The organism is Acrocarpospora pleiomorpha, assembly GCF_009687885.1.
Taxonomy (GTDB): domain Bacteria; phylum Actinomycetota; class Actinomycetes; order Streptosporangiales; family Streptosporangiaceae; genus Acrocarpospora; species Acrocarpospora pleiomorpha.
This window is the reverse complement of the sequence record NZ_BLAF01000085.1, coordinates 26,465-42,581: the sequence shown is the minus strand read 5'-3', so window position 1 is coordinate 42,581 and position 16,117 is coordinate 26,465. Positions and strand designations below refer to the sequence as shown.

Sequence of the window (16,117 nt, the reverse complement as noted above, 5' to 3'; positions counted from 1 at the left end):
AGCAAACACCCACAAATCCCACCCCGACCCCGGCCCCGCCCAGGGAGCCGCACCCAACCCTGGCATGGCCCCCACCAGCGCCGCATCCAACTCCGGGCTCGCCCGGGGCATCACATCCGACCCTGGGTCCGCTCGGGGAGTCACACCCGACCCCGGCATCGCTCACACCGGCGCCGCGCCCCTCCCCGGCATCGCCCGGGGTGTCACATCCAGCCCCCGCCTCGCCCCCACCGCCGTCGCATCCGACTCCGGCATCATCCGGGGTGTCACACCCGGCTCCGGTCGCGTGCCCCGACTCCACACTCATCTCCCGTCTGGAGGACGACGCACGTCTCCAGGCAGTCACCGGACAACCTCACCCCACGAGCGCGGCTAGATCATCACCATGGGTGCGGAGGCAGTGACCCACAGAAGATCACCAGGGCCCACAGAAGATCACGAGCTGATCGTCATCGGGTCGCTGCGCGTTCGAGCATGCTGTGACTGCGGAATCCTCGCTCTTGTGGACGCGTTTGCCGCCGAGGGGTCGGGCACGCTCGCTGATCTCGGCTATCTCGCCGATTTCGCTATTTCGGTTTTGAGGACGCCCCCGCCGGTGTCTGCCTGCCGTACAACAAGCCCAGGGCGGCACTCTGGCCGACGAGCAGATCCGGCACAAAATACGTCCATCGCGCGGTCCGTGCCCTCGCCGGATGTGCGAATGCCCCGATCGAGGTGTGTTTCAGGGCGTTTGCGGGAGTCGGCGATTGTCCGTGGAAGATCGGTGACATCGTCGCTCCTCCGGTGCGGCGTGAGCATGTACAGCGCCGCCAGATCCGACGGCTGCTCGGCCTCAATCCGTGCACACAGCCTCAGCAGGATCGCTTCCCCCTTTCGACAACATGATCCGTGCAGCCCTCGTCCGTGTACATGCCTGAGGAACGTGTGGGCTGGTTTTTGGTGGCACCTGTTTCTCCTGTTCGCACCGCAACCCTGGTGTCCCGATACTGCACTGCAGCGTTGACAAAATTTCATCAGGCTCCTGAGGGAACGGTCCCAGCGCGATAGCGGAACACACGACCTGGCCAGGCTCCACCTCATCATGCGCTGCTGGACATAACACCTTCGTTGTTATCGCTTTCCCGCGCTTTGCCCCGGGGTAGCAATAAGTGCTCGCTCATAACTCTTCGAACAACGGACGATAGTCATATCCGAGCTCATCAAGACGGGCGCGGACCCAGTCACGGCGTGGGCCGTCTGCTCGCTGAAGGAAGAATCTCAGACTCGCGAAGGCCTTGCGCTCCCGTTGCCGCTTACTTCGGTATCTTAGGTTTTCGGAAAATTATGGCATATGTCAGCAATCATGCGTATCTGCTCGTGATAATCCTCTGGCCCGTCGGTCCATTCCATGAGCGTCGGACCACGGCGGTGACCCATGGTGCGAATCTCCATGAACGCGAAGCTCATCAGGCCTATGACCGCATCCTGCGCAGAAACCCGCCTCCGCACCACCACGTTCCTCCTATCTCCTGCGGACACGCGCACTATCCGCGTCCAAGGCCGCTGACAGGCCAGGCGCTTCCAGCCTCTGCCAGAGGCCACGATCAGGACGAGTGTGTAACTGCTGGGGCTAGGCTCGCGCGGTCTGGTCGCCGAGCTCAAGCTGGCCGTGCCTGTTGCCGCCCCGCGCCGCACCATCGGCGGCGATCTCGCGGCGCAGGGTACACCTCCCACCACAAAGCCCAGCAGTTCCAACCCTTGTGGTTCAACCGGTACGACCTGATCATCGTTCTCGACCGGGTGCTTACCGCGACCTTCGTTCCGTGGTGCCCTTGCCGGAGAACCGGGAAAGGTCCGGCTCCAGCGTGAGCTCGACCCGGCGGCCGATGGGCTTGACGTACCGGATCCCCATTGCGGTGGTCATGCCGGTGTCGAGTCATGCGGCGCTAGATCGAGGCGGCCGTCCGGGCTTGATCGAAGAGATCGGCAAAAATCTCTCGGGCGTCTAGGGCACCAGTCCACCCGAAGGCTCACCCAGTACGGAGACCCGTCCCCATCAGGTCATCAGCGAGGTTGAGCAGCTCGGGCAGGCGTAGGGTCCGGCCACCGCTTCCGGGGAGCGGAACGTGCAGAACCTCTGTCCAGCGCGTCGGGATCGCAGCCAATCCGTAAACGGCCCCGGCCAGGCCGCCGGTGACCGCGGCGACGGTGTCGGTGTCGCCGCCCAGGTCAATCGCGGCACGGATCGCATCCTCGTAGCCGCGGGTGGTACGGAGAGCCCATACGGCTGAGCCGAGGCAGGGCCAGATGGCGCCGTTGACCTCGGTTGCCTGATCGGGGTGCCACTTCGGGTCCAGGACAGTGGAGTAACGCTCACGGTGGTCGGGATGGATGGCGGCGAGCGTCTGCGGGAGGTCGTCCAAGGGGTCCGCGCCGTTCAGAGCGACGCGTACCAGATCATGAAAGATCGCGGTGCCTTCCCAAGCCGCGGGGTCGCCGTGGGTGAGTGCGGCGATGCGGCGGGCGGCGTCCATGGTGGCCTGCCGCCCGTCGCGGGCGAAGTACACCGCGGAGGGGGTGGCCCGCATCAATGAACCATTGCCCGCGGCGTGGTGGCTCCTCCGGAAGTGGGCGGCGGCGGCCTGGTCCCAGGGCAAGCCGGAGGTCAGGACATCATCAGTCTGCAGGCCGATGTCCTTCGGCTCATCGGTTGCCCATCGCTGGAAACGGGAGAAGATATCCGGCAGGTCCAGGTCACCACGCTCTACCAGTGATTCGGCGACATGGAGAGCCATCTGCGTGTCGTCGGTGGCCTCCCCGATGTCCCAGCCGCCGCCCCCGCACATCTCACCACCGGTACCCGGCACCGGAAATCGGGCGGAGAACGCGCCCGCCGGACCGAACTCGAAAGGGGCACCCAACGCGTCGCCCACCACAGAACCCACAACCGCGCCGGCGACACGCTCCACATGATTCACAACGACAGGCTACTGAGCCTCGCGCCCTCCGCAGCTTCGCTTCGGGCTTGACAATGTCCGTCAGGTCAGCTGTGGGGTGTGGTAGTTGCCGACATGATTTCCGTCGCGGAACTCGACGCCGTTGAATCCCTTGGTGGGTCGGTGAAATGGTAGAAACGCAGGACGGTGCCGTTCGGATGTTGAACCGGCCCTGCGGGTCCGATCAGGCTGGCGCCACGTAGACGTCGTCCTCGACGATCTCGACCCACAACCTCAGGTCCAGCAGTCGTCGATACCATGCCACGCTTGTGGCCAGGTCTGTGACCGGCAGTTTGACCTGGGCGATCCGGTCAACGTGAGTCACTCCCTCGTCTGGTGGCTGGCTGGGGTGCGCAGGAGGGCAACGGCCAGCACCAGCAGCCAGAGCAGGTACCCACCGATATTGATGCGCTCGAACACTCCGAGCCAGGGCGTTGGTTCGTTCGCGGCAAGCCGAGACCCCTCCATACCTGCCAGAGCGCCAAAAACGATGAGCGTCACGAGTGTCACCAGCGAATACAGGCGGAAACCTGGTCCGAACGCTCCGGCTCCAAACCCTATGGCCAGCAAAATGAAGAGTACGAGCACAGCGGTGAGAATCGCGTGCATCGTGTCCGTCAGCGTTCCCTCGGCCCCACGGAGGTGGATCGGGAAGAACGCCGCCGTCACCAAGCCGACGACACCGTCTGCGATCAGCAGGCCGCCTGTGACGCGCAGAGCGCGCCTCCGGCCAGCCGATTCCCAAACACCAATCGCGAAGGCGATCAGGAGCACGCCGTGTAAGAGGAAGAGCGGAACGACGAGCGATTTCGGTGGAGCGTCGATGGCGAACAGCTCACTGATGGTTTGAGAGGCAGAGTCGTATCCCTCCCACTGCATCGCCGCGAGTACGGTCGTGACTACATAGAGCAGTGAAGACAGGATGCCGCAGACGAGCAGAACCCTTCGTACCGCCCCTCGCAGGCTATTCTTCGGGACGTCACGCGCCCGATCGATCATGTTTGTCATCGCTGACCTCTCGCAGGCGCGAGATTGACGGGATCGCGCCTTCAGCCTTCAACCTGGTCTGAGTGAGACTGGCCGACCAGAGTCATACGGATTGCGATTCCCGGTACTTTCGGCAGCAACGGTCCTCCTCGATCGATGAGCCGCAGGACGAGGATGGCCTGCACGAGCGCGGTCAGGCTGCCGTCGGGGCCATAGGGCACGATGGGAGGGTGCGGAACGCTTCAGTTGCGGAGCTGGCGGGGTTCGTCGCCGAAGGCGGCGTGGTTGTGCTGAGTGGAGCGGGGCTGTCCACCGAATCCGGCATTCCCGACTACCGGGGGCCAACTGGGCGGGGGCGCCGGGCCGAACCCATGACGTACCAGAAATTCGCGGACAGTGCGCAGGCCCGGCAGCGCTACTGGGCACGCAGCCATGTCGGCTGGCGGCAGCTGGGCCTGGCCCTTCCCAACGCGGGACACCATGCGGTCGCCGAACTGGAGCGCTACGGCCTGGTCGAGGCGATCATCACGCAGAACGTGGACGGACTGCATCAGGCGGCCGGGGCCCAGCGAGTGACCGAACTGCATGGTGGGCTCGACCGAGTGGTGTGCCTGGGCTGCCGGGAGCGCAGCCCTCGCGCCGACCTCGATCGGCGGCTACACACGGCCAATCCCGGCTGGCACGCCACCGCCTCCCAGTTCAACCCCGACGGCGACGCGGTCCTGCCGGACGAACTCGTCGCGGCCTTCCAGGTCGTCGACTGCCTGACCTGCGACGGACTACTCAAGCCCGACGTGATCTTCTTCGGCGAGAACGTCCCCCGGCCCCGGGTCGACACGTGCTTCGCACAGGTCGCCGCGGCCCGCACGCTGCTCGTCCTCGGCTCCTCGCTCGCGGTCCGCTCCGGTTATCGATTCGTGGCTCGGGCGGCGGCCCTCGGCATCCCGATCGCCATCGTCAACCAGGAATCGACGGCAGGTGACGACTTGGCTCTGATCCGGCTGAACGCTCCCCTCGGCCCCACCCTCACCGCGGTCGTCGACGCGATACCGACACCTCGCCCTGCCTGAATGGTCACTGTTTCCAGATGGAGATGTGGACGGTTGGGCGGAATCTGGTTCTGGGGACGCCGGCTTCTGGGGAATGCATGAGCTGGGTGGCGGCGGGGGTGCCGAGGAATTCCAGGAATGTGCTGGCCAGGGGGGAGCGGTTGCCTGGTTCCAGGGCGGTGGCGTACCAGCTGATGTTCATGGGGGTGGCCGCTGTCTCGATTACGGTGAGGTCGCCTTTGCGGAGGTGGCGGGTGACGAGGTGGCCGATGGCGGGGGCGATTCCGGTGCCCGCGGCGGCGGCGTCCCAGGCGGCTGTCTGGTTGGGGAAGACGCGGATGCGGGATTCGGGGACGCGGAGGCGCTGGAGTAATCGGCTGGCGTCGCTGGCGGGATCCTCGACCGAGGGGTCGACCAGCCAGGTGTCCCGTTGACCTGCCGGGGAGCCTACGGCGACCAGGCGGCAGCGGAGGACGGGCTCGCTGACCAGGCGTTCTCCGGTTATGCGGGGGCCCAGGGCGACGTCGGCGACGCGGCTGGTGAGGAGGAGGGGGATCTCCTCGCTGGCGGCTTCGCCGCAGGTGGTTTCCATGGCGCGGCGGCGGCCGAACACGTCGGTGAGGGAGGAGGCGACGAATTCGGCGATCGCGCCGGAGGCGACCAGGTGCAGGCGGTCGGCGCGGACTGTTTGTACGGCGGCTTCGGCTTCGGCGCCCAACGCCACCATCTGGGAGGCGATGGGAAACAGGCGGCGACCGCCTTCGGTGAGGAGCATGCGGTCACCGGATCTGACCACGAGGGGATCGCCCATGTGTACGCGCAGCGCGGCCAGGGCCTGGGAGATCGCGGGTTCGCTGACGCCGAGGGCGCGGGCCGCGGCTTTGACCGATCCGAGCCTGCCGACGAAGACGAAGGCACTCAGCTGGGTCAGGGTCACCTGTCCTCCCTTTGGGGCAGCCTGACCCCTTCTTTCTAGACCCACCACTGGCATTAAGTAACCCCTTATTCGTGGATTGTGGCGGGATTCGGCGCGGGAGAAGGTGGCAAGTGCCTGCCGTTCCGCGCGCTGTCGCATGGGCGGGGGCACTCGGCGAGGAGGTCGACATGCAGGTTCCCGCCAGCTTCGAGTTCGAGCGGGCCGAGAGCGTGCCACACGCTCTCGAACTGCTCGAACGGTACGGCCCGGAGGCCCGGCTGGTCGCCGGGGGCCACAGCCTGATCCCGATGATGAAGCTCCGGCTGGCCCAGCCGGACGCGCTGATCGACATCAACGGGCTCGCGGAGCTGTCCCAGCTGGGGGTGGAGGGGGACACGCTGGTCATCGGGGCACTCGTCCGGCACGCCGCCCTGCTCGCCGACGAAACCGTAGGCGCATATTTCCCGATATTTCATGAAGCAGAGCGGGTGATCGCGGATCCCGTGGTCCGCAACAGGGGGACGGTGGGGGGATCGCTCTGCCAGGCGGATCCCTCCGAGGATCTTTCCGCCGCGTTCGCCGCAGTAAGGGCGGAGGCCGTCATCGTGGGGCCGGGCGGAAGCCGTACCGTCCCGATCCGGGAGTTCCACGTCGGGCCGTACGAGACGGTGGTCGAGCCGGGAGAGATCCTCACCGAGCTCCGGGTGCGGATCAAGCCGGGAGCGGGCAGCGCGTACGAGAAGGTCGAGCGGCGGGTCGGGGACTGGCCGGTGGCCGCGGCGGGGGCGTACCTGCGGACGAACGAAGGCATGATCATCGAGGCCGGTCTTGGGCTGACGGCGGTGGGGGCGGAGCACTTCGCGGCGCCGGACGCGGAGGCGTACCTGATCGGGAAGGCGGCGGGCGAGGACGTGCTGCGGGAGGCGGCGCGGATCGCCGCAGCGAGTTGCGAGCCGCAGGCCGACCAGCGCGGCCCGGTCGACTACAAGCGGCATCTCGCCGGAGAACTCACCTACCGGGCGCTCAGCCGCGCCGCCGAGAGGAGCCGATCATGAGGGTCAGTGTCACGGTGAACGGCCAGAACTACGTACGGGACGTCGAGCCGAGGCTGCTGCTGGTGCACTTCCTGCGGGACGAACTCCGCCTTACCGGCACGCACTGGGGATGTGACACCTCCAACTGCGGGGTGTGCGTGGTGCAACTCGATGGCGTACCGGTGAAATCGTGCACGGTGCTCGCGGTCATGGCCGACGGGCACGAGGTGACGACCGTGGAAGGGCTGGAGAAGGACGGCGAGCTTGATCCCGTTCAGGAGGGGTTCGTGCAGTGTCACGGGCTGCAGTGCGGGTTCTGCACGCCGGGCATGCTGATGACCGCCCGCTGGCTGCTCGACCGCAACCCCGACCCGGACGAGGGCGAGATCCGCGAGGCGATTTCCGGGCAGCTGTGCAGGTGCACCGGCTATGAGAACATCGTCCGTTCCGTGCGCTGGGCGGCGGAGAAGGAGGCGTCGGTATGAGCACTCCGATGGGATTCGGCCGGATGCACCGCAAGGAGGACGCGCGCTTCATCCGGGGCCGCGGCGGCTACGTGGACGACGTCAACCTGCCCGGCATGCTGTACGGCGCGATCCTGCGCAGCCCGCACGCGCACGCCAGGATCGTCACCATCGACACCTCGGCGGCGCTCGCCCACCCGAAGGTCAAAGCGGTCATCACCGGCGAGACGCTGGCCGGGCTGAACCTGGCCTGGATGCCGACCCTGTCGGCCGACACGCAGGCCGTGCTGGCCACCGACAAGGTCAGGTTCCAGGGGCAGGAGGTCGCGTTCGTCGTCGCCGAGGACCGGTATTCGGCGCGGGACGCGCTCGAGCTGATCGACGTCGAGTACGACGCGCTGGACGCCGTGATCGACGCCAGGAAATCCCTGGACCCGGACGCGCCCCTAATCCGAGACGATCACGAGGGCCGGGCCGACAACAAGATCTTCGACTGGGAAGCCGGGGACAAAGCCACCACCGACGCCGTTTTCGCCCAGGCCGAGGTGGCGGTCACCCAGGACATGCTGTATCCGCGCGTGCACCCCGCCCCGCTGGAAACCTGCGGCGCGGTGGCCGACTTCGACAAGGTTACCGGCAAACTGACCGTCTGGTGCCCGACCCAGGCCCCGCACGCCCACCGCACCCTCTACGCCTTGGTCGCCGGCCTCCCCGAACACAAGATCCGCGTCATCTCCCCCGACATCGGCGGCGGCTTTGGCAACAAAGTCGGGATATATCCGGGATATGTGTGCGCGATCGTCGGGTCGATCGTCACCGGCAAACCCGTGAAATGGATGGAAGACCGCTCAGAGAACCTGATGAGCACTTCCTTCGCCCGGGACTATCACATGCGCGGCGAGGTCGCCGCCACCCGGGACGGCAAGATCCAGGCCATCCGCGTCAAGGTCCTCGCCGACCACGGCGCCTTCAACGGCACCGCCCAGCCGACCAAGTTCCCCGCCGGCTTCTTCCACGTTTTCACCGGCTCGTACGACCTCCAGGCCGCCCACTGCGAAGTCACCGGCGTCTACACCAACAAGGCCCCCGGCGGCGTCGCCTACGCCTGCTCCTTCCGCATCACCGAAGCCGTCTACCTGGTCGAACGCATGATCGACGTGCTCGCCATGGAACTCGGCGCCGACCCCGCCGAACTGCGCATGAAGAATCTGCTCCGCTCCGAGCAGTTCCCCTACACCTCCCCCACCGGCTGGGAGTACGACTCCGGCGACTACCAGAAGACCCTGCAGCTCGCCATGGACATGGCCGGATACGACGCGCTCCGCCGCGAGCAGGCCGAGAAGCGGGAACGCGGCGAGCTCATGGGCATCGGCATCTCGTTCTTCACCGAGGCCGTCGGCGCCGGGCCGCGCAAGCACATGGACATTCTCGGCCTCGGCATGGCCGACGGCGCCGAACTCCGCGTGCACCCGACCGGCAAGGCCGTGCTCCGCGTCTCCTGCCAGTCCCAGGGCCAGGGCCACGAGACCACATTCGCCCAGATCGTCGCCGCCGAACTGGGCATCTCCCCTGACGACGTGGACGTCGTGCACGGCGACACCGACCAGACGCCCTTCGGGCTCGGCACGTACGGCTCCCGCTCCACGCCCGTCTCCGGGGCCGCCGCCGCGATGGTGTCCAGAAAAGTCAGGGAACGCGCCCGCCAGGTGGCCGCCGCCATGCTGGAGGCCTCCCCTGAGGACCTCGAATGGGCGGTCAACGAGTCCGGCGGCGCGTGGACGGTCGCAGGAACCGGCGCGGGCAAGACCATCCAGGAGATCGCCCTGGCCGCCCATTCCAGCCTGGAACTCCCCGACGGCGTCGAAGGCCATCTGGACGCCACCTGTGTGTACAACCCGCCCAACCTGACCTACCCGTTCGGCGCGTACATCTGCGTGGTCGACGTCGACCCCGGCACCGGCCAGGTCAAGGTCCGCCGCTTCATCGCGGTCGACGACTGCGGCGTGCGCATCAACCCTATGATCGTCGAAGGTCAGGTCCACGGCGGCCTCGCCGACGGCGTCGGCATGGCGCTCATGCAGCTCATGGCCTTCGACGAGGACGGCAACCACCTGGGCGCCTCCTTCATGGACTACCTGCTCCCGACCGCGATGGAATGCCCCTCCTGGGAACTGGGCGAAACGGTCACTCCCTCTCCGCACCACCCCATCGGCGCGAAGGGCGTCGGCGAATCGGCCACCGTGGGCTCGCCTCCCGCCGTGGTCAACGCCGTCCTCGACGCTCTGCGCCCCTTTGGGGTACGGCATGCGGACATGCCCCTCACCCCTGCCGGAGTCTGGCGCGCGATGCAGGGCAACCCCATCCGTACGGACCTCGCCATCTCATGACATTCCCGGCCAGGCGGCTTCGGGCCGCCTGGCCGGGCATCCACGGAGAACAAATACGAACGGAAATGGTCAAATCATGACCACACACCACAGCCCTGACCACGCGGCCCATCCCCGCGTGGCGGACGAATTCCTTGGGATGCCGGAGATCCGGCGTAGTGCGGTGCCGTCTCCCCGGGAACCTTCCCGGCCGGAGGGTCGCGCATTCGGCGGATCGGCTGGGTGGGACGCCGGGCTCGGCCAGCGGGCGTCAGCATTGAGCGCCGGGCGGCAGCCGTACGTGATGGCGACCGTCGTCCGGGCGGCGCGGCCCACCAGCGCCAAGGCGGGGGACCGCGCCCTCGTGCTGGCGGACGGGACGATCGAAGGGTTCGTCGGGGGTCATTGCGCCCTGGCGGCGGTGCGCACCCAGGGGCTTCGCCTGCTGACCGGCGGCAGTTCCACGCTGCTGCGGATCACGCCGGAGGCGGCGGAGCCGTACGAGGAGGAGGGACTGGTCGCGGTCGGGCAGCCATGCCTGTCCGGCGGGACTTTGGAGATCTTCCTCGAAGCGGTGATCCCACCCAGGCTCGTCCTCGTGTACGGCCAGGGGCCGATCGCGCAGTCCCTCGACACGGTCGGAATCGCGCTCGGATACGCGACCCAGCTCACCGACGACCCTCTTGTGGCGCTTGCTCCGGACACGTCCGCCGTGATCGTGGCGTCTCATGGCGTGGCCGAGGTTCCGATCCTGACCCGGGCCGTCGAAGCCCGGGTTCCGTACATCGGCCTGGTCGCCAGCCGCAAGCGGGGCAGTGCCGTACTGGCGGGAATTCCCGGCTCCGAAGACGTGCACAGCCCCGCAGGGCTCGATCTTGGAGCCAGGACCCCCGCGGAGATCGCTCTCACCGTCTACGCGGAGGTGCTCGCCGCCCGAATGTGAAGATCTGCAAGCGCGGACTCGACCGAGGGGGCAGATCTTGCCGTTATCCTCGCTGCTCTAGATTCTCTAGTGTGCGGCATTGGAGGTGGGAGCATTGAAGGTCGTCGGCAGCGCTCTGCTCGGGGTGGAACGTGCGAAAGTCTGGTCCGCGCTGCAGGATCCCGGCGTGCTCGTCCGGACGATCCCCGGCTGCGAACGTCTGGAGTCCATCGGCACCGACACCTATCGCATGACCGTCCACGCCGGAGTGGCGTCGATCAAGGGTGTCTACCAGGGCGAGGTCGCCCTGGCCGAACCCGAGGAGCCGGAGCGTTTCGTGCTGCGGGCGCGCGGTCAGGGCGCTCCGGGAACGGTAGACGCCACCGTCCGGGTGCAGCTCAGCGAGGTGGACGGCGGAACCCGTGTCGACTACGACGCCGAAGCCGTCGTGGGCGGCATGATCGGCGGCGTCGGCCAGCGCATGCTCGGTTCGGTCGCCCGCAAAACCGCCGGCGAGTTCTTCTCCGCCGTCGAGGAACACCTCCTCGCCGGCCCCGCCGTGATCGTGCCCTCGATCGAAGCCCCCGTCCCAGCTGAGACCGCCCAGATCTTCACGCGCCCCCCGCAAGCCGCCACAAAGCAGGGTGCCCCACCCTGGGCGGTCATCACGGCATTCGGCATGGGCGCCGGCATCGCCCTCGGCAGCGCCGTCATCGGCTGGCTCCTCGGCCGCTCCCGCAAACGGTGACACGCGCGAGCACATCTCACCGGGGCACTATCGCCGTGGGCGATCATTTAGGCGTAGGTTTGCCCTATGCGGGAGGCTCACGCGGAGGACGCACGATCTGAGGCCAAGCGACTGATTCTCGACCTGTTGGGCGAGGAACGCCCCACAGCTGGCACGTTGCTTAAAGAGGCGCAAGCCGTACTCGGCCGGGAACGTACCCGCCGCGCCGCCGAACTGGCCCGCGGCGCCCCCCTCACCCGCCGCTCGGCCGAACTCGCCGCCATCGCGGCCCTTTTCGTGGGTACGGGCGAGCTGGGCCCCGGCTGGTGGACGGTCAGCCGCGGCGGCACCCTCCCACCCCCCGAGGAAGTCCTGGTCAAAGCCGCCTCCCTGGATCCCTGGACGGATCTGACCGTGCTGGAGATGCTGGCCGCCTGGATCTCCGACGACGTCGCCGACGCCATCTGGGGCCCGCCCGTCGGCACCGCCGACCTCAACTCCTGGCAGGCGGAAGACCGGGTCCCCCTGCCTCCCGACGCCCGCGCCGGAACCCGCCTGGTGGTCGCCTTCGACGCCGGCGGCCGCCTGGACGCCGTCGTCGTCACCCGCAAAGACGACGATCTAGGTTCCAACCTGGACTTCTCCTCCCTCCGCTACTCCCGCCCCGCCGAAGCCCAGTGGAGCTGGGGCGTCGCCGCCGGCCTCGGCCCCCACCCCCTCCCCGACGAACACCCCGACCCCTACGCCGATCCCGTCGACCCCGCCCCCAGCACGATCCTCCGCGACTGGGCCCTCCACCACGGCGCGACCCCCGACCACGTCGGCCCACCCTGGGCAACCCGAGGCGACGTAACCGCCGCCGTCGAACGCGTCGACTGGATGTGGCGCAGCGCCGAATGGTTCGCGTGGTGGCGCGCCACCTCCGCCCTCATTGACGCCGAAACCGGCCAACTCACCCGCCGAATCGACGACCTGAGCCAATAAAGGCGGGTCGAGTCTTTCTTAGGCATCAGGCGGAATGGGGTGAGCGAGCCCGATGAATCGTTTGCCGAGAATCGGGACCGCTCGTTTCGCGGGCTTATCTCAGGCGGTGGAATCCGTTCGATCTGGAGCGTGTGCGGCACCGAGACGGGCGCGGACGTCTTCGGCTTCCGGCACACCCAGTTGGTCGTAGAGGGCGAGCGCCTGCTGCCAGCATTCTTCGGAGCGGCCCGCGTTGCCCGTGTTGAGCAGGGAGAATCCCATCTGGTCGAGAGTGCGGGCCTGCTGGTATAGGTCGCCGATGGCGCGGGCGAGTTCGAGCGCCTTGCCGTAGCCGTCCAGCGCGATGTCGTGGCGTGCGGCGCGTTGGTGGACGCCGGCGATCTGGCGGAGGGCCTGTGATTCGATGAATCTCTCGGAGATCTCGACGGCGATGTTCCGGGCTTTCTGGAAGTGGATGAAGGCTTCGTTGTCGCGGCCCATGCGAACATAACAACTACCGATATTGTTCAGGGCGTCAGCTTCGCCGCGCCGGTCCCCGATCTCCTGGTAGAGCTTCACCGCATTCCGGTAGTACTGATTGGCTTCGGCGAGGTCACCCATGTCCTGGCGCACGTTGGCGATGTTGTTGAAACATATGGCCTGATGCTGCGGGCCCATTTCCGGGTCGGCGGCCGTGGCTTGCTCGTAGTACTGGAGTGCGGACGCGGCACGCCCGAGCTGTAATTCGAAGTCGCCCAGGTTGTTCAACGTGATCTGCTTGCCGCGTGGATCGTCGATCTCCTGCCAGATGGCCAAGGACTGACGCATCCGGCTATCACCCTCCGGATAGTCGCCCAGATGCCACAAGGCGATGCCCAGGTGGCTGAGGCTTGCCGCCTCGCCTCGCCGGTCGCCCAGAGCGCGCTGGGTCTGGAGCGCCAGCTCGCAGTACTCCAGGGCGATCGTGTATTCGGAGCGATATATGTAGATGACGCCGATCAGATCGAGCAGGTCGGCGATGGCGTGCTGGTCGTTCAGCCCGCGCTGGATGGTCAGCGCCTGGGTGGCCTGTTCGAAGGCATTGTCTTGATTGCCGGCCCGCGACAACATGCGGGCGATATCGGCGCGTGCCCGTGCCGCGCCGGCTTGGTCGCCGAGGAGCCGCCACGCGTCGATCGCGCGCTGGTGCAGGCCGACGGCTTCCTTCCAGTGCCCGGACGTCTCCAAGAACTGGCTGAGCACGTGCGCGAGCAATGCCGCGTGTTTCGGCCAGCGATCGTCGGCGGCGTACGCGGAGAGATGAAGGAGGTTGTCCACTTCGCCGGTGAACCAATTCCGGGCGTCCTCCGCGGTCTCCAGCCGGGGCAGGGCCGGCGGCGGGCCGCTGACCTCTATCGGCAGGCCCACGCGTCGGGGATGTAAGAGCTGATCGGCGCGATCCGCGGTGAACAAGTAGAAGTCGAGTAGCCGGGAACGTGCCACGCGGCGTTGGAGGTCCGGCCGGTCGGCGGAGAGCTGGCGCGCGTAGTCGCGGATGAGGTCGTGGAATTGATATCTGCCGCGTCGCGGTTCGGCGATGAGGTGGTGATCGAGCAGGTCGTCGAGAATTCGTTCCGTGGTGTGCAGATCCGCCTGGAGCAGCGCGGCGGAGCTGTCGATACCGAATTCCGCCCCTGGGTGAAGTCCGAACAGCCGGAACGCCTCCTGGCGTACGGGGTCGAGTCCCTGATACGACAATTCGAAAGCCGCGGTGATCTCTCGGTTGTCGGCCCGGATCTCGGCCAGCCTGCGGTTGTTGTCGCCGAGCAGCGCGACCAGATCCGCGACCTGCCAGGAAGACCGGTGCTGGATCCGGTTTCCGACCAGTTGGATGGCCATGGGCAGATAGCCGCACAGCCGCATGAGCGTGGCGACCTCGTCCGTCTCGCGGGCCCGGCCGTGACCGATGATCCGGCCGAACAGCGTGGCCGCGTCTTCCGGCGGCAGGGCTTCCAGAGAAAGCGATTGAATGTCATCCAGCCCGGCCAGGCGGCGTCTGCTGGTGATCAGGACCAGGCATCCGGGCGTGCCCGGCAACAGATGGCGGATCTGCTCGTGCCCGGCCGCGCCGTCCAGCACGATCAGGGCCTTACGCCGGGCCAACTCCGCTCGCCACAAAGTCGCGCGCTCATCCAGGCCAGGCGGGATTCGCGCGGCGGGGATGCCGAGCATCCGCAGCAGTTGGTCCAGCGCGGCGAGCGGATCGAGCGGTGCGCGCTCCGTGTCATGGCCATAGAGATCGAGGTGGAGTTGCCCGTCCGGATACCGCCCGGCGAGCCGATGCGCCAGATGCACGGCCAGCGCGGATTTCCCGACCCCCGGCATCCCGTCGATGGCCAGCACGGTGACGGCCGTCTCGTGCGGGGTGGCCATGGCCAGCAATCGGGCGATCTCGCCGGTGCGGCCGGTGAAGGTGGATGTGTCGCGGGGCAGGTTGTTCCTCGCCCGGCCCATGCCAGGGGACAGCAGTAATGAGGCATCGCCGCGCAGAATGCGCTGGTGGAGTTCCCGCAGTTGCGGACCAGCTTCGGAGGCGTATCCGGTGACCAGATGCTGCCGGGTACGCCGGTAGACGTCCTGGGCCTCGACCTGACGGCCGCTGCGGTAGAGAGCGGTCATTAGCAATTCGACCAGTTTCTCGTGGTACGGGTAGCCGTCCGCGAGGGCCGAGAGTTCCGTCACCATATCGGCGTGGCGTCCGAGCTGTAGTTCGAATTCTATGCGTTCGACGGCGCCCCCGAGGAGTTCGTCTTCGATGCCCTTTCTGGTGCGGTCCACCCAGGATCCGGAAAGGCCCGCCAGCGGTTCCCCACGCCACAGCTCCGCCGCCATGTTCAATAACCGCACGGCCTCCTGCTCGTCGCCGCTTTCGGCGATTGCGCGCGCCTGGACGCGCAATTGCCGGAAGCGGTAGTAATCCACGTTCTCGGGATCGGTCTCCAGAATGTACGACCCGCCACGGCTGCTGACCTGGGCGTCGGCCCCGATCTCCTGCAGCCGTGCTCGCAGCCGGGTCACTTTGGTGTACAAATTGTCCCGCGCTTTATTCGGCGGATTGCCGTCCCATACTCGGTCGATGAGTATTTCGGTCGGGACCGGCTGACCTGGGGTAAGCGCCAAAGCCGCCAGCACATGGCGCTCCCTGGCCCACCCCACGTTATGGCGCGTCTGTTTGCGCCAGATTTCGATAGGTCCGAGTAACCGGAATTCCACGATAGCCCCTAAGTAGGGGACAGGACTTTCCGAGAGTTTCTCATCATTGGATACCGAAATCCAGGAGTAAAGCCGCACCGATGCGAACTGTAAGGTTCACGCCTCGCCGGTGCCTGAACTCTTCGCCGGAACGATCCACGGGTCGCCGCGATGTCCCCGACCCCGTGTCAGGACCGAATAGTGTTTCACTACCGCTTCGTATTGGACGAGGTCGACATCACACACATCTGCCTATAGAGTGGGTTTTAGTGCACCACTAAACGGCCCATTCGGCCCGGCCGGAACACGATGTCGGAAAACGGACATGTGGTGACACTGTCTCCGAAATTCATAGACAGCACAGGGCGGCACTATGAGGCCGCAGCAGGAGGTTGACCGAAGATGCTCACGCTCATCCTGCTTGGGCCGTGGATGTTCATGTTTTAAGTGGACATCCATCGCAAAGACCTCCGATCAAGAATC

General features: G+C 66.8%; 13 protein-coding genes. 7 read left to right on the top strand and 6 right to left on the bottom strand.

Going from position 1 to position 16,117, the window contains the following annotated elements:
* Nucleotides 1–2,009 precede the first annotated feature (2,009 nt).
* The 4 genes from Aple_RS46005 to Aple_RS52550 form a co-directional block, all read right to left on the bottom strand.
* A complete protein-coding gene (locus Aple_RS46005) occupies nt 2,010–2,957 on the bottom strand; it encodes an ADP-ribosylglycohydrolase family protein (RefSeq protein WP_155351111.1) in 948 nt (315 codons plus the stop codon).
* A 202-nt stretch (nt 2,958–3,159) separates the two neighbouring features.
* Nucleotides 3,160–3,300 (bottom strand): VOC family protein, encoded by a 141-nt coding sequence (locus tag Aple_RS53935; protein WP_218038863.1) that lies wholly within the window; start codon nt 3,298–3,300, stop codon nt 3,160–3,162.
* The gene (locus Aple_RS45995) at nt 3,297–3,983 is read right to left on the bottom strand and encodes a DUF998 domain-containing protein (RefSeq protein ID WP_155351110.1); all 687 of its coding nucleotides are present in this window, start codon (nt 3,981–3,983) and stop codon (nt 3,297–3,299) included. Before Aple_RS45995 ends, Aple_RS53935 begins: the two co-directional genes overlap by 4 nt.
* Nucleotides 3,984–4,024: 41 nt before the next feature.
* The gene (locus Aple_RS52550) at nt 4,025–4,183 is read right to left on the bottom strand and encodes a hypothetical protein (protein ID WP_170322001.1); all 159 of its coding nucleotides are present in this window, start codon (nt 4,181–4,183) and stop codon (nt 4,025–4,027) included.
* A 9-nt stretch (nt 4,184–4,192) separates the two neighbouring features.
* Here Aple_RS52550 and Aple_RS45990 point away from each other — a divergent pair, with 9 nt between their 5' ends.
* A complete protein-coding gene (locus Aple_RS45990) occupies nt 4,193–5,032 on the top strand; it encodes an NAD-dependent protein deacetylase (protein WP_218038862.1) in 840 nt (279 codons plus the stop codon).
* 4 nt (nt 5,033–5,036) lie between these two features.
* Here Aple_RS45990 and Aple_RS45985 read toward each other — a convergent pair whose 3' ends face one another.
* Complete coding sequence (locus tag Aple_RS45985) at nt 5,037–5,948, bottom strand: LysR family transcriptional regulator (RefSeq protein WP_155351109.1); 912 nt, start codon at nt 5,946–5,948, stop codon at nt 5,037–5,039.
* A gap of 110 nt (nt 5,949–6,058) precedes the next feature.
* Between Aple_RS45985 and Aple_RS45980 the strand changes: the two genes are divergently transcribed.
* The 6 genes from Aple_RS45980 to Aple_RS45955 all read left to right on the top strand — a co-directional run bounded on the left by Aple_RS45980 (nt 6,059) and on the right by Aple_RS45955 (nt 12,424).
* Nucleotides 6,059–6,982 carry an FAD binding domain-containing protein gene (locus Aple_RS45980; protein ID WP_246265361.1) on the top strand — a complete coding sequence of 308 codons (924 nt, stop codon included), beginning with the start codon at nt 6,059–6,061 and terminating at the stop codon, nt 6,980–6,982.
* Complete coding sequence (locus Aple_RS45975) at nt 6,979–7,446, top strand: (2Fe-2S)-binding protein (protein WP_155351108.1); 468 nt, start codon at nt 6,979–6,981, stop codon at nt 7,444–7,446. The genes Aple_RS45980 and Aple_RS45975 overlap by 4 nt, the downstream gene beginning before the upstream one ends.
* Complete coding sequence (locus tag Aple_RS45970; RefSeq protein WP_155351107.1) at nt 7,443–9,812, top strand: aerobic carbon-monoxide dehydrogenase large subunit; 2,370 nt, start codon at nt 7,443–7,445, stop codon at nt 9,810–9,812. The genes Aple_RS45975 and Aple_RS45970 overlap by 4 nt, the downstream gene beginning before the upstream one ends.
* Before the next feature lie 76 nt (nt 9,813–9,888).
* The gene (locus Aple_RS45965) at nt 9,889–10,734 is read left to right on the top strand and encodes an XdhC family protein (RefSeq protein ID WP_218038861.1); all 846 of its coding nucleotides are present in this window, start codon (nt 9,889–9,891) and stop codon (nt 10,732–10,734) included.
* An 85-nt stretch (nt 10,735–10,819) separates the two neighbouring features.
* Nucleotides 10,820–11,461 carry an SRPBCC family protein gene (locus tag Aple_RS45960; RefSeq protein ID WP_246265363.1) on the top strand — a complete coding sequence of 214 codons (642 nt, stop codon included), beginning with the start codon at nt 10,820–10,822 and terminating at the stop codon, nt 11,459–11,461.
* A 66-nt stretch (nt 11,462–11,527) separates the two neighbouring features.
* Nucleotides 11,528–12,424, top strand: coding sequence for a hypothetical protein (locus Aple_RS45955; RefSeq protein ID WP_155351105.1), 897 nt, complete (start codon nt 11,528–11,530; stop codon nt 12,422–12,424).
* 99 nt (nt 12,425–12,523) lie between these two features.
* Here Aple_RS45955 and Aple_RS45950 read toward each other — a convergent pair whose 3' ends face one another.
* Nucleotides 12,524–15,574 (bottom strand): AfsR/SARP family transcriptional regulator, encoded by a 3,051-nt coding sequence (locus Aple_RS45950; protein WP_170322002.1) that lies wholly within the window; start codon nt 15,572–15,574, stop codon nt 12,524–12,526.
* Nucleotides 15,575–16,117: the final 543 nt, after the last annotated feature.

Excerpts from the sequence above, each read along its gene's own strand:
- Aple_RS45995 (WP_155351110.1), bottom strand. The coding sequence starts at position 3,983 with ATGACAAACATGATCGATCGGGCGCGTGACGTCCCGAAGAATAGCCTG.
- Aple_RS45975 (WP_155351108.1), top strand. The coding sequence starts at position 6,979 with ATGAGGGTCAGTGTCACGGTGAACGGCCAGAACTACGTACGGGACGTC.
- Aple_RS45970 (WP_155351107.1), top strand. The coding sequence starts at position 7,443 with ATGAGCACTCCGATGGGATTCGGCCGGATGCACCGCAAGGAGGACGCG.
- Aple_RS45965 (WP_218038861.1), top strand. The coding sequence starts at position 9,889 with ATGACCACACACCACAGCCCTGACCACGCGGCCCATCCCCGCGTGGCG.
- Aple_RS45955 (WP_155351105.1), top strand. The coding sequence starts at position 11,528 with ATGCGGGAGGCTCACGCGGAGGACGCACGATCTGAGGCCAAGCGACTG.